Genomic DNA, 14102 nt, shown 5'->3' on the forward strand with positions numbered 1-14102 from the left:
GATACGATGATGACCATAACAAATATCAGCATTGAGCAGCAGTCTTTAAGCCAAGACTCTATAAGCCAGTTCACTGCGATCAGCTCCCAAATCTTGTTGCAAGTCTTGAATGATGTTGAACTTGAGTTGGAAACAATTTTGGTCACGGAATTTAAGCAGGAATTGTCAGCAGACATTATCCCCTCTTTTTGAAATATCAGGGCTATTCAATGAAAGCCTAAGATATTTATCTCAGGCACTCTGAACTGTACTTTCTAAATAACCTTTACGAGGATACGATGATGACCATAACAAATATCAGTATTGAGCAGCAGTCTTTAAGCCAAGACTCTATAAGCCAGTTCACTGCGATCAGTTCCCAAATCTTGTTGCAAGTCTTGAATGATGTTGAACTTGAGTTGGAAACAATTTTGGTCACGGAATTTAAGCAGGAATTGTCAGCAGACATTATCCCCTCTTTTTGAAATATCAGGGCTATTCAATTTCAGAACTTACGCAAACAATACCCAAAACCCTGATTTTCAGGTAGGGGCAATTCATGAATTGCCCCTACACCGTGTAGTTTTGCGTAAGTCCTAAACTTGTGAATAGATTAGGCTTGATCTAACAATCGATATTTTCAACTTTTTAGCTACAGTAAGTAGGCGTACAAAAAAAATATTTATAGTCATTGCGAACGTTCGTGGAGAGTCTTGTGGAGATGCTACGCGAACATTCCGCTTCTTTCCATTCGCAATGACATTGTGTAATTGATTTTGTCCCCTTACTTAAAAAAGAGTTAAATGAGTGGCAGCTAACATGGAAATAATACGGTAACTGACAAAGTTGATAGTGACCCCAAATTAACCGATTAATCGGTTAATTTGGGGTTGTTCAATCAACTGCCCCTAAGGTTCTCAGCGTCATAATCGTCGCTTCAGTTAAACCTGCAACTCCCTTAATCTTTATACGCTCGTAGAGTTTCTCAGCTTTTAGAATTTTTAAGCAATCACCTGTTCTAACATCCCAAAGTCTAATTGTCTCATCTTCGCTACTGCTAACCAAAGTTTGATTATCCGGGCAAAAGACGACTGACCAGATGCAAGCTGTATGTCCTTGCAAAGTTTTAAGGCATTCATCAGTTCTGATATCCCATAACTTGACTGTATTGTCAACACTACTCGCTAGTATCCGGCTGTCTGGACTAAAGGCAACTGATTGTATCCAATTTGTATCTAACTGCAAAATTTTAATGCATTCACCAGTGCTAATACTCCATAATCTTAATGTTCGATCTGGACTTGCACTTACCAGCGTATCACCATCCCCAGCAAAGGCAATTGCGTAAACCCAGCTAGTATGCGCTTCTAACGTTCTGAGGCACTCACCAGTGCTGACATCCCATAACTTAACTGTATTGTCCCAAGCACCACTTGCTAGCATTGTCCCTCTGGGGCTAAAGGCAACTGACCAGACTGCATCATGATGTCCTTGGATAATTTTTAAGGTTTGACCTGTAAGGACATTCCACAACCTTATTGTTTGGTCTTCACTACCACTTGCTACCATACCACTATCAGGACTGAAGGCAACTGACCGGACAGCAGCACGATGTCCCTGGAAAGTTCTCACGCATTTATTATTGCTAACACTCCATAGCTTTACCATTCCGTCTTTGCTACCACTGACTAAGTTATCGCCCTTTGGACTAAAGGCGACCGAAAATATCTGATTGGAATGGCCTGTCAAAGTTCTGAGACATTCACCAGTACTGATATTCCATAACCTTACCCTTTTGTCACAACTTCCACTTGCTAGTATCTGTCCATCCGGGCTAAAAGAGACTGAGAGTACTTGATTCGTATATCCCTGGAAAGTTCTGAGGCATTGGCCTACGCTGACAGTCCATATCTTTGCCGTTTGGTCGTCGCTGCCACTAACTAGTATGTCACCCTTTGGGCTAAAAGCAACTGACCAAACCCAGCCCGTATGTCCTTGCAAAATTTTAATGCATTCACCACTGCTGACATCCCATAATCTTACTGTCTGATCATGACTGCCAGTTGCCAAAGTATTACCTTGTGAGTTGAAGGCAACTGAAAATATACGATGAGAATGTCCCTGGAAAATTCTGAGGCATTTACCTGTGTTAATATCCCACAACCTAACTGTGTAATCATCACTGCCGCTCACCAATGTCTGACTGTCAAGACTAACACTGATTGACCGTATCCCATCATCATGTCCCTGGAAAGTTCTAAGGCATTCGCCAGTGCTGCTATCCCATAACCTGACAGTGTGGTCATCACTACCACTCATCAGCTTTTGACCATCTGAATTAAAAGTAACTGATAGTACCCAACTTGTATGTCCTTGAAAAATTCTTAAGCATTTACCAGTGCTGATACTCCATGTCCGAACTGTCTGGTCATCACTACCACTCGCTACCACATCACCATCAGGACTAAAAGCGACTGACCAAACCTCATTACTATGTTCCCTTAAGGTATGAAAGCATTGACCTGTACTGACATCCCATAGCATCACAGTATAGTCAGTACTACCGCTAGCGAGAGTACTACTATCAGGACTAAAAGCAAGCGACACGACCCAGTTAGTGTGACCCTTATATATTCTAAGTTGTTTCCAATCCGAAACTTGGTACAAGTGAATCTCACCATTGGTATCACCCATAGCCAAGAGTTTACCATCAGGGCTAAAGGCTACCGATAAAATACCACCGAAGATGTCAGCAAAAACAGACCTGTCGAAATTGGCGTTTTGGAAATTTACATCGTGCAATTCTACATTCCGCAGATCTACTTGCCAAACAGTCAGAGAAGAAAAATCATAGCCGCTGAGGTCAGTTCCCAGATGACAAAGCAGATTCAGGACATTCCCAGCCGTATAACTTTGTTCTAAGGGTGATGTTTCTCGTAGATTTGCCAAAATTTTGGTTAGGTGATTTTCCAGATTTTTTTTGCTTCTAAAAACACCAAGCGACCCATCTATAACTGGTTGAACAATCAGGCGAATTTGAATATCCCTCACGTAGTCTTTCGCCATTGCCTTCATCAAAGCATGACACCTGAACAAATCAATATGATGATTAGCAATTTCTTGACAAACTTGATCTATAAATCGCTGAGTCATGTACTCCATCACTACAGCTTGTAGCGTGAATAGTCCTTCACTTTTCTCAATTAGCGATCGCCTCACCAGAGACTCTAAAGACTCCAACAATCTTTGTGGTGGTATTTGTGATACAATATCGTCCCGTATTTCTGATAGGGAAACTGGCTCCCGATTAATGGCTAGCCAGTACATTGCATCCTTTTCTAAATCTGACAAACGCAAAAACTGCTGCTCTAAAAGCTCATGAATATCACCAAAAACAGTTGTTTCTTGTTGTAAAAATTCATCAATTTTACCACAAAATACATCTTGAATAGTGGTGGCAACTACCTTTAAAGCTAAGGCATTACCTGCATAGCGCTCTACTAGTTTGCTGGATTCTGACTCAGAAGCAGAGACTCCCTTGACTTTCAAAATTTCTTGCCCATCCGCCGCCTGCAAACCACCGAGAAGAAGTGAACGTACACATAATGTTTCTCCTTCTAATGCTGCTACTTCTTTAGGTTTTTCTCGACCTGTCAGCAGTAAGCAGCTTTGGTGAGTTACTTCTCCCACTCGTTTGAGCAGATCCCCATAACCTTCATATCCTTCTCGGTAAAGTCCGGCTCGACTACCACTTTGCAGAATTGACTCTATATTATCTAGTATCAGCAGACACCTATACTGGCGCAGAAAATCAATCAGTCGGGATATTCTTTCGCCTACACTTTCTGGTAAAGAAGCTTCTGTTTCTTGCTCATCGGATAAGAACTGGATCAAGCTAGCTAAAATATTTTTGATGGGCGGAGCTTCTCGCAGCGATCGCCATATGATATATTCAAAATTATCTTTAATACGCTCTGTCAGCTTTATAACCAGAGCCGATTTACCAATTCCTCCCATTCCCAACACTGCTACTAACCTACACCGATCCTCAAGGAGCAACTGTTCCAATGTGGCTGTTTCTTCTGTGCGCCCATAAAAAACTGATACATTAGTTGCTTCTCCCCAATCTTGGTGTTGAGCTTGGTCAGAATTGGTGTAGCAATCTTTATCCAGCTTTATATTAAAAGCTTGGAAGAAAAGCTCAATTGTTCGTTTGTCAACTCCGTCTTCGCGAGACAGCACCTTAGAAATTGTCGCCGTGTTGATTCCAATCCGCTCACTTAAATCTTCAAAGGTATACCTGTTTCCATAATTTTCGTTTGATTCGGCAGCCAGTCTAGCAGACTGAAGTTTTTGTAATCCTTCTGGAGTCAGAATAAGCCCACGTTTGCGCTTCTGCTTTGTAAGTTTCATTCAATCCCCAATCTTGGTAGCTATAAAATAACTGGCTTGGTTTTGTGATTAATTTACCTACATTTTGCACCAAAGCACCGAACTACTGAAGTCGCAACGACACAACCGAAATCCGCCTGCGCGAACTGACGGAAAATCAAGGGTTTGGTAGTCTGCGGATGCACGCTACCAAACCTTACGGGACGCCACGCAAACGGAAACTTACTCCGCATCTGTGTTCGGGTAGCCACGATTAAAATCGTTACTTTGGTGCAACATGTGATTTTAGTTACTCTGGAGCAAACTATTTTGGAACTATAGTTTGTTACTTATTTTTTACTGCAACGAAAGATATTTAATATAAGAGCAGCAGACGTCTACAAGTATGAATATATCACAAAAAGTCCTTGCGGACTTAAAGACAATATCCGTAAATGAAATTCTCAAGCGAAGATAATATGTACCCCAGAAAGTAAAAGCTCCAGCAGATACAGTCAGATTAAATGCACATAGCTGGTATATTGAAAAAATCGCTGTTCACTTCAACTGGACTCCACAAACAGTGAACAGCAATATTTTGGCTGCATTTGCTCGGATAATTTCCTGATTCTCTTAGCTATTTTCCATAAACTCTGTTAGTGATTGAATCTATATACATAACTACAATTTATAGTTGGTTTCCAAAAATACTTTTATAGCATTTCCTAGTCTACTGAGGTATGTTAGCAACAATGAGTAAGCCAGCTTCGGATATCTTTTAAAGACAGTGTTTAATAGGAAGTTTACCTTTCACTCGTTTGCCTTTGGGCGCAGGAGTAAATACTCGTAGTAAACAGGACTTACGCAAACAATAGCCGAAACCCTAATTTTCAAGTAGGGGCAATTCATGAGTTGCCCCTACAGAGTGTAGTTTTGCGTAAGTCCTACTAAAGATAAATTTATACTAGACTCGTCGATAAATATAAGGTCTTGGGCGAGAATTCCTTGAGCAGTTTGCCAGAATTCTACCCTTAGGGATTGAACTCGTTCACTCTCTTTTTCGGTAGAATGTAGTCTTTTTTTTGAGATTCAGGTTTAGCTTTTTCAGCATTCTATCTAGGGTTGAGCGACCAATCAAAACTCCGGTTTGTTGTTCTAAAAGTATACAAAGTTCATTCAAGGTTGCATCATTATGATCCGATACAATCGAAGACAAAACGTTTAATTGTTCCTGCGAGAGCTTTGTTGGCGTTTGTTGTATGCGAACCTTGGGAGCAATATTTCCAGTCTCTCGATATTGTTTCAGCAATTTTTCCACAAAACTCAAGGTTACTCGAAATCGTTCTGCTAGCTGACGCTGAGATATTTTGTCCTTAACGTAGGTATCGATTATTTTTTGTCGTAAGTCGAGCGAGTATGCCTTCATTGCTAGTTAAGTAAAATGATAACTGTAAATATTTTTGTTCATTTACTTATCTCTGCTGGTTAGAGTATTTTAAATTTAGAAGTATCATAAGCTGCCAACATTTTAATGATCGCTCCTTGAAGAAAAAGTTTTTGACTTACTGATTAATCTCCTCGCTTACCTGCGGAATATAAGGTATATTTTTAGAAACAATTGTAATCATCTCTTCAGCATTATTTAGTATCGTGTTGCAAATCAAATCCAAAGGTAAGTCATTTGGATCATTTCCAAAAGGTTCCTCAATTTCTGAACCAATGTGTTCAATACTTAATAATGTAAAGTTCACAAAAGCTATGACTACACCTGTCCACCAAGTTAGATAAGTAACTATTTCAAGAGGCAATATTATGCAGTATATTCCGACTAGTAGTCTGAGTTTAATGGCGTATATTAAGGGAAGTGGAGTTTTCAAAATACGTTCACAGCCACCTAAAATGTTTAACAATTCATCTACTAATGTGTGTAATGTAGTGAGTTGGTAGATATTGAGACAATTGCGGTCATGCTGATACTGTAGATAATCCCTAATCCAAAAGGCAATTTGTAATGGAGGATGTTTTGCATCTTTTAGCTTGAAATATTGGCTTTCTGACATCAATGACGCTAACTGCTCATTCACTTTTTCTCCCCTGAGATGTATTTTCATGGCGAAAGCAAAAGCAACGATAAGACGAAGAATTGCCTCTTTGTCTCGTCTATCTTTGGGTGATTGCTCTTTAATTACTACGTATATGTTTTGGATTAGGTTCCGAACCGTATTAACTAAAGCTCCCCAAAGCTTACGACCTTCCCAGAAGCGTTCATGAGCTGTATTTGTCCGAAAAACCAATAATAGCGTCAAGCCTATATTAAAACTTAGAACAGCATTAGTAACAACACGATTCCCTTGGGGAAATCCTATAGGCAACCCAAAATGGTAAAGTAATGATACTAAGAAACCATAGATGCTAAAAAAGATAACCCAAGGAATGACAATTGGAATGATTGAACTTTCTAGTCGTAAAACAACTTTAAGCCAATGCAGTTGTTCACCACTGTAGAGTTGATATTTACCTTTAAACGAATTCTTAACGCGACTAATAAACTTTTTACACTCATACAGTGCACCACTATTCTTGGAACGTTTCATGTGCTATGGCAATCCGATTTGATTTTGAACTTATCTGTGTAGGCAGGCAAGAGGTGGTCAGTGAGCTTGCCGTTGGCGCAGCCTCTCGTAGAGAAGTGCAAGAGAAAAGAATGCTCTTTGAGTTTTAGTTGTACGGAGTTTTTTCAAAAATCAAATCATAGTCCTATATATTAGGCGTGTATATTAGTTAAAGGTAAAGGATTAGGTACAGGGGATAAATTTTCAATTGGCACGAACTGTCCTAGACTGGCGTTGTAAGCGAAAACTCTTCCTATTTCAATTTCATACACCCAAGCATGTAGGTACAGTTCACCTGCTCGAAGTTTGGAGCGAATGACTGGATAGGTCTCTAAGTTTTGGATTTGAGTCAGAATGTTTTCTTCAATTGTGACCCTTAGAAGAGACTCACCAGAACAGTCTTTGTAGTTATCCTCCACAAGGCGACGGGTCGCCTGTCCATGATGTTTTAGCCAATCGTAGACTAAAGGCATCTGTTCAGAGAGTTTGCCTAGCTGTAACAATCCTTTCATCGCTCCACAATCGGAATGACCGCAAATAATGATATCTTTGACCTTCAAAGCCTGAACTGCATATTCAATGGCAGCGCCCTCGCTACTTTGAGTTATTCCATACGGTGGAATTATATTGCCAATATTACGAAGGATAAATAGCTCTCCTGGCTGGGTTTGAGTTAGCAGATTAGGATCAATTCGAGAATCACAGCACGAGATGAAGAGTACTTCAGGAGCTTGGTAATGAGAAAGTCGCTGAAACAACTCCTGATGTGTGCAGAAGTAGTTTTGACGGAATTCTCTTAAACCTTTAATTAATCCCTTGATTGACATAGAGCCATCCTTTAGTTATTAACGAGTGTTGAAAAACAAAATTCATGTGAATAGAAATAATTATTAGAATTCAAATCTATTCATTTATGTTTCGGTAATTAGCAATACATGAGAGCGACACACGATTTAAATATTGGAAAATTCAATATTTAAATCGTGTGGTTTTTTGGCAACTAAAAATGATGTAATATGCCTTCCAGAATAATGTCACAACCATGAACTGAGTGAAACCATACAAACATATCAGTAAATAAAATAATGCTAAGGCATTTAGCATTATTTAGATATGAACTCCGGTCAAGATAAAGTGGTTCCAATATCAGACGACAACCCTCGATTTATCGTTGCCAAGCATAAGATTGAGTATGTTGTCCTGTGTTTGATTGGTTGCACCCAGGTTTGCGATAAGTTCCGCTACTGTGGAAGTTCTTTGTCCAGCTAGGGTTAACTTACCGTTATCGACAAAAGTGTAAGTACCCTCTTCTAAAAAACTAGCAAATTGCTTTATATACTTACCCTGATCTTTCATTACAGAAGCATACGGTTCTGAATTAAAGAAAGTTTCCATGTCTATCTTATTTTTAAAGGCAATTTCAAATATAGCTATAGAATGTTTGCCAATCTATTTCTTCTCGCTTTTTAAGAAGTATATATAATACTGTTGTCCCATCTTTGTCATGTGCTGAGTAATTGACCTTTGCCATAGTTAATCTCCTAGTAATATGAAGTTTTACCTAAGAGGTTGTTTGAAAAGTGTCGGCTTGAGCCTTAAATGCAACTCAGAGAAGTGCTACCAAGTCCCATAACCCTGATTCTCTCGTTTCAACTTTTCGGTAGCCAGGGTAGTCAAACATACGTTGGATGAATTTTCAAACATCCTCTAAATGAGAGGTGCAATATTGCTGTTAAATTGCTATCGCATAGTTCTTTTGTTAAAGCCGCAGACTCATAACACCACCTCCAGTTACCTACACTTTCGTCAGATAAATTCATTCGAGCAGAAGTATTCAATCCCAAAATATCTTGTAAAGGAATAATCGCCTGATTAGTGACAGAACTATGTGCTAACTGGATTAAATCTGAAAAAAATCTGAAAAGATGAATAACGATTAGCTTATTTTCTTAAAAGAGGAAGGAAAAACTTGGCATTGCTGAATTTAAGTATGAATCATTCCCAACTATTGCACAAAAGTGCGAAAACTTAATCTTTTCTCTCTGCGTGAGATTTTCATACTTTTATTCAGCAATGCTATAAAGTCTTGAGAAACTTCAAGAGCCTTCAGACTTTTTTCGCTATACCTCTGAAAGAAGCAATCAAACTATCTTTATATGGCTCCTTCTAGCAGTTAGATCACATTTGCTACGGTTCAGTAAAGAAAACCATCGCTAGTTATTGACCACTTAGGTGGGTTAGCTACTGACCATTTAGGGGCAAATCCAGTTTGTACCCTTTGTCTTGCTTCAGGATGTTCAGCGAAGTGCTTCTTCATAGTGTTGGGCGGCATTAGTCTTTTACCTTCACTGACAGTAAACACAGAGGCGGAATTAGGGACAGTAATTGTAGGATCAAATACAGGATTCACATCCATAAAAATCCGCAGTTCTGAGAATTTATCTCCTTCTACGCGGAAGATATCGAAACAAGGAAGTGTAATAACTGAGCCATCTTTACGCCAGTAGGTAACATCCATTTCCACAAATACTATGTCACCAACTTCCCACATCATTTTGATGTCGTGGTAGACAGCAGAGATACCATTAAAGAAAGCGTCCCCAGATTTCTTCATTGCTGCTTTATCAAAACACACATCAAAATTGCCAAACTGATAAACTGGTGTGTCGGTAAAAAAGCTTATGAATCCTTCCGAATCAAACGCTTCACCTCTGGAGAACAGCTGCTTAACTAAGTCTGTTGTTGCACCTGGAAATTTTTCGGAAGTAGATTGGCTGGCATTTTTACCATTAAAAACTGTAGTTTGTAATCTATTTTCTTGCTGTTCGGCAACAGTTTTTAAGTTCAGAACAACCTGCTTAACTGATTGGGCAATATTTTCTTGAATTTTTTGAGCAACCTTTCGACCCTCCTGATTGTAAGGTTCCCAGTCCAAGGTATAACTAATTACCAGAGGTTCATGAGGATTGTTACTAGCAGGACGAACAACTGCATTAACTGCCTGACCAATGAATAAAGGATTATTGACTAAGGTGTGTCGGATTTCCCCAGTTTTTTCGTTCCAAGTTATTTTTTCCTCAACCGTGATATTGAGAACTTTGATTTCACGCAGTACGTCATTGTTATATCTCTCCAGAATTTTGTAATTGTGAGCTTCTGGATTGTAGCGTCCTGGGTTTTCAATTGTGTCCAGTAACACATTGCAAACAGTTGATAATGAAGCATTTACAGGACTGCTAAATGTGGCATAAACTCTTTCCGATATTCCTATCTGTTGAGAATCTTTAGAATCTAAAACAGCGAAATGTGTATTGTTTACCATGTTATATTCCTCCTGTGCTTTAGTAAAATGTCCTTTAACTGTGCGAGTAGCTTGGTTGAATTCTAATTGTTCTCCGTTTGGCCCTTTACAGTAGAACAATGCCCAACCTTCTAGTTCACCAAAGTCTTCCTCTGGTTGATCTGCATTTAATGAATCTGGCTCGTGCCAAAATTTAGAAGAATTATATTTGAGGGCTACTTTTCTTCTTTCTTCTTCAGATTTGACTTTAATTACGCGATTACAAACAACCTTTTCCATGCCGCGTCTATGGCATTCTTCTTCAAATATTTTGGCGAAAACATTTAAATCCACATCATCTTTTACGTGAAAAGAGAGGTGCATGGCATTCACATGACCAATGTGGAAAGAAATGCGATCAACGGCTGAATTATGGGAATTTTGTATTGCCGCATCTCGAAAATAAATCAGTTCAACGCAGGTATTACCAAAGGAGATGAATTTAATATCTAAGGCTTCTTTAGCATCCCTAAGACTGGGGATACCTAAAGTTTTGGGGTTAACTCCTTGGGTTAATGCATCTAACTCCTCTTTTTGAAAGAGAGTGTTTTGCATTGTATCTCCCATGAGATTATTTTCTATAACAACTATCTGCCCTCCTAACACCTCTGTGTAAAATTCGAGGGATTTTTCCATATCTTGAACTGTAACCCCGACGTGTTGCACTCCTTGGAGATAATGACCTAACCCAGGCTTAACAGCTTCTTTACCGTTTAGTAGAGAAACTATGTCTAACTTTAATTGATTGGTTGCTCCTACTTTCACAATTAAATCTGCAACATTAGAACTCCACTGACCTGCTAAGGTCAATTTGCCGTTATATACAAAGGTGTAAGCACTGCGTTCTCCCAATGGTAAAATCTGCTTCACATATTTAGCTAAGTCTTTGAAAGCAGCAGCGTACTCTGGGGAGGCAAAGAATGCTTTCATTTCTAGAGGATTGTCAAACGCAATTTCAAACGCCGCTTGATATTGCTTCTCTAGTGGTTCGGAATGGGACACCCCAGCAACATCTGGGCGGGAATTGTCTGTTTCATCAAACAAATGCAGTCGGAACTTTAGGACGTTATCACTCTGGACAATCGCTGCGGCAAAGCGCTCTGTCAAATGTTGGTGAAAGGCTGCTAGATTAACGCTATCAGCTTTCTTGAGCATTACATGGAATTTCAACCCATCTACGTTACCGTTTGGTTCTCCCGTGGGGATACCATCAATGAAGGTTCGGGAATTGCCATAGTTGGTGTTGTAGCCGACTGCTTTCCTGAATAAGTTATGTTCGTCAGCCATAAGAGGATCTGACGATTGAAAAAAGGCTTGGCGATCGCTTTCTGTCTCAAAGGTTAGTTCTGCAATGCCATCAAATTGATCTTCTGTCTGATATGTGTAATTAATCCCTGGAATGCTTGGCCACAAACTACCCTCATGATTATGAGTCAGGTGAAATTGCCAGTATTGATGCTGACCTGGTAATCGGGCGCAGAGAGGCCCATGTACATTTCTCCAGTAGTCGTCAAAAAGCTCTAAGGAAATACCTTTTCTTTTCCACAGGAGAACATAGAAGGCTACTTTGCCACTTTGATCTCGGATTGCATAATTGGCTTTTTTTGTTGCTGCTTTCATTGCAGATATCCTTGATTCAACACTACTCTGGTTAAAAATCTCATTTAGCGTGCCGAAGCAGGCTGCGACCTTATTAAATCCTGCGTAAACGCACATAAATAAAAGAAGTTCTGTGATTTCCTTACGAGTAGCTCCTTGTTTAAGAGCCATATTTACATGTACTGTAAAAGGATTGCCGGGGCCTTTGTGATTCTGATTAGCAACATCAACTGCGATCGCAATTAGCGCCTTAGTCTTTTGATCAATTAATGGTAGACCCCATGCTTTACCAGCTACACGAGTAACAAAGTCACCAAACTTCGAGTTGAGGTCTTTTAAACCTGTTTGCAGTTCTAAGTCATCCAAAACTGCATTTTTGTATTTCCGATTTTCATCTACTGCCATTTGGTTTCACTTCTGCTACTTGTTTTCGCAAAATTTAAAATCCAAAATGGTATTAGGCAGTTGTGATCAACTTCAGTAGTCCACCGGGAGCAAAAACATCGCGATAGAAGGTCAATTGTTCTGTTTTGAGATAGCATCCACCTCTATGCCCGCGTCGAATCCAGGTAACATTTCCCTTGGCGAATGTTTCGTTGGTTTCATCATCTACACACTTCCATTCAAAGAAGGTAACTTCACCATGAAACATGACGATTGGCCAGCACATAGTCACACCTGGTTGGGCAATTAATGCCCACCAATGTTGCTCACGCTCTTTTTGTTGCTCCAAACCTTGATAGGGGCCATCCTGACAGAAATAAACCAAATCATCGCGATATTCGCCAGTTAATATATCGCCTCGTCCCTGCCTTAATGCCTCGCAATGAGTTGGCCACCATTCTCTGTTCTCTTGTTCAATCTGTTCCAGAGTATAATCCAGACCAATTTGTGGCAATGTCCTTTGTTTTATGGCGATAAAATTCTCGGCATCTTCTATGAGTTTTTTCGCTACATAAGGAGTTACGAGTCCTGGTCGAGAATAATCTGCTGATAAATCTTTGTAGTAGTTAGTTCGTTTATTAATAAATGTGCTGGTAGTATTTTGGGAACCATTCGAGTGATCATTTGAGTTGGAGATAAGTTTCTGTTCTAACATAAGACTAACTACGTCCTCCTTAAGTTGATTAGTTGCGCCAATATTTGCAATCAGTTCTGCTACTGTGGAACCTCGCTGACCCGCCAGAGTCATTTTGCCGTCGTAGACAAAGGTGTAAGCCGTTCGCTCAGGAAATGGTAAAAGTCGCTGGACATATTTAGCTTGGTCTTTAATAGCAGCAGCGTATTCTTTGGAAGCAAAGAATGTTTCCATTTCCAGAGGATTGGTAAAAGCAATTTCAAAGGCAGCTTGATACTGTTTCTCTGACGATTCGTAATGAGATACTCCAGCCGCATCTGGGCGAGAGTTATCTACTTGCTCAAACAAATGCAGTCGAAACTTGAGAACAGAATCACTCTGGATAACAGCTGGTGCAAAGTTATCTGTCATATATCGGCGAAAAGCTTCTACACTCACGGCATCGGATTTCTTCACCATGACGTGAAACTTAATTACACTTAGTTTGCCGTTAGGATCTCCTGCGGGAATACTATCAATATAGGTTTGAGAATTACCAAAACTAGTGTTGTAGCCAATTGCTTTGCTGAATATGTTATGCTCATCATCCATGAGGATGGTAGCAGATTGGAACCATATATCACGTTCGGCTTCTGTTTCAAAGGTTAATTCGGCAATCCCGTTAAACTGGTCTTCTTGTGGACATATGTAGTCAATGCCCCTCATAGTTGGCCACAAACCACCTTCATTTTCAGACAGGTGAAATTGCCAATATTGGTGTTGACTTGGTAGTCGTGCACAGACTGGGCCATGAACGTCTCTCCAATAGTTATCAAAAAGGTCTAGAGAAATTCCTTTGCGTTTCCACAAGAGAACGTAGAAGGATACTTTGCCTTTTTGATCGCGGATTGTATAATTGGATTTTCTAATTGTTGCTATCATTGCTACTTTCCTTTGTCCACATTTACTGTCTTGACTAAGGCATTTGTTGAGTTTAGCGATAGCGATCGCCCTATTCATGACAGGTTAAACCCCCGATCCCTAAAACCTCAGTGAGAGCCTTGCTCTCCCGCCGGTCAATAAATTGCGATTTAAGAGCTAAAGTGTTTTTCAACGCACTGAAATTAAAGAAATTAAGATGGAT

At 39.8% G+C, this 14102-nt stretch carries 11 protein-coding genes; 2 read left to right on the forward strand and 9 right to left on the reverse strand.

Translation table 11 applies throughout. The features are described from left to right. The first annotated feature begins 6 nt into the window (after positions 1 to 6). Both F8S12_RS33735 and F8S12_RS33740 read left to right on the forward strand, forming a co-directional pair. Positions 7 to 192: a hypothetical protein gene (locus tag F8S12_RS33735; protein WP_196520617.1), complete on the forward strand. Its 186-nt coding sequence runs from the start codon at positions 7 to 9 to the stop codon at positions 190 to 192. Positions 193 to 278: 86 nt separating this feature from the next. Beyond that, positions 279 to 464, forward strand: a complete 186-nt coding sequence (locus tag F8S12_RS33740; RefSeq protein WP_196520617.1) for a hypothetical protein — start codon at positions 279 to 281, stop codon at positions 462 to 464. 409 nt (positions 465 to 873) lie between these two features. Here the strand turns inward: F8S12_RS33740 and F8S12_RS33745 are convergent, their stop codons facing one another. The 9 genes from F8S12_RS33745 to F8S12_RS33790 form a co-directional block, all read right to left on the reverse strand. Further along, positions 874 to 4392 carry an NB-ARC domain-containing protein gene (locus F8S12_RS33745; RefSeq protein WP_196520618.1) on the reverse strand — a complete coding sequence of 1173 codons (3519 nt, stop codon included), beginning with the start codon at positions 4390 to 4392 and terminating at the stop codon, positions 874 to 876. A 1006-nt stretch (positions 4393 to 5398) separates the two neighbouring features. Beyond that, positions 5399 to 5776 (reverse strand): helix-turn-helix domain-containing protein, encoded by a 378-nt coding sequence (locus tag F8S12_RS33750; RefSeq protein ID WP_196520619.1) that lies wholly within the window; start codon positions 5774 to 5776, stop codon positions 5399 to 5401. A 136-nt stretch (positions 5777 to 5912) separates the two neighbouring features. After that, positions 5913 to 6944, reverse strand: coding sequence for a bestrophin family protein (locus F8S12_RS33755; protein ID WP_196520620.1), 1032 nt, complete (start codon positions 6942 to 6944; stop codon positions 5913 to 5915). A 170-nt stretch (positions 6945 to 7114) separates the two neighbouring features. After that, the gene (locus F8S12_RS33760; protein ID WP_196520621.1) at positions 7115 to 7789 is read right to left on the reverse strand and encodes a carbonic anhydrase; all 675 of its coding nucleotides are present in this window, start codon (positions 7787 to 7789) and stop codon (positions 7115 to 7117) included. A gap of 173 nt (positions 7790 to 7962) precedes the next feature. After that, positions 7963 to 8031, reverse strand: a complete 69-nt coding sequence (locus F8S12_RS42520; RefSeq protein WP_442946845.1) for a hypothetical protein — start codon at positions 8029 to 8031, stop codon at positions 7963 to 7965. Positions 8032 to 8108: 77 nt separating this feature from the next. Beyond that, complete coding sequence (locus F8S12_RS33770) at positions 8109 to 8357, reverse strand: hypothetical protein (protein WP_196520622.1); 249 nt, start codon at positions 8355 to 8357, stop codon at positions 8109 to 8111. Between the two features lie 278 nt (positions 8358 to 8635). Next, positions 8636 to 8899 (reverse strand): 4-alpha-glucanotransferase, encoded by a 264-nt coding sequence (locus tag F8S12_RS41265; protein ID WP_331001476.1) that lies wholly within the window; start codon positions 8897 to 8899, stop codon positions 8636 to 8638. A gap of 257 nt (positions 8900 to 9156) precedes the next feature. After that, positions 9157 to 12306, reverse strand: coding sequence for an EthD domain-containing protein (locus F8S12_RS41270; protein WP_230968457.1), 3150 nt, complete (start codon positions 12304 to 12306; stop codon positions 9157 to 9159). 52 nt (positions 12307 to 12358) lie between these two features. Beyond that, on the reverse strand, positions 12359 to 13900 hold the full coding sequence (locus tag F8S12_RS33790; protein WP_196520623.1) for an EthD domain-containing protein: 1542 nt from the start codon (positions 13898 to 13900) through the stop codon (positions 12359 to 12361). Between the last annotated feature and the right edge of the window lie 202 nt (positions 13901 to 14102).

The organism is Nostoc sp. WHI, assembly GCF_015714725.1.
Taxonomy (GTDB): Bacteria; Cyanobacteriota; Cyanobacteriia; order Cyanobacteriales; family Nostocaceae; genus Nostoc.

Excerpts from the sequence above, each read along its gene's own strand:
- F8S12_RS33745 (WP_196520618.1), bottom strand. The coding sequence starts at position 4,392 with ATGAAACTTACAAAGCAGAAGCGCAAACGTGGGCTTATTCTGACTCCA.
- F8S12_RS33760 (WP_196520621.1), bottom strand. The coding sequence starts at position 7,789 with ATGTCAATCAAGGGATTAATTAAAGGTTTAAGAGAATTCCGTCAAAAC.
- F8S12_RS41270 (WP_230968457.1), bottom strand. The coding sequence starts at position 12,306 with ATGGCAGTAGATGAAAATCGGAAATACAAAAATGCAGTTTTGGATGAC.
- F8S12_RS33770 (WP_196520622.1), bottom strand. The coding sequence starts at position 8,357 with ATGGAAACTTTCTTTAATTCAGAACCGTATGCTTCTGTAATGAAAGAT.
- F8S12_RS33790 (WP_196520623.1), bottom strand. The coding sequence starts at position 13,900 with ATGATAGCAACAATTAGAAAATCCAATTATACAATCCGCGATCAAAAA.
- F8S12_RS33750 (WP_196520619.1), bottom strand. The coding sequence starts at position 5,776 with ATGAAGGCATACTCGCTCGACTTACGACAAAAAATAATCGATACCTAC.
- F8S12_RS33755 (WP_196520620.1), bottom strand. The coding sequence starts at position 6,944 with ATGAAACGTTCCAAGAATAGTGGTGCACTGTATGAGTGTAAAAAGTTT.
- F8S12_RS33735 (WP_196520617.1), top strand. The coding sequence starts at position 7 with ATGATGACCATAACAAATATCAGCATTGAGCAGCAGTCTTTAAGCCAA.
- F8S12_RS33740 (WP_196520617.1), top strand. The coding sequence starts at position 279 with ATGATGACCATAACAAATATCAGTATTGAGCAGCAGTCTTTAAGCCAA.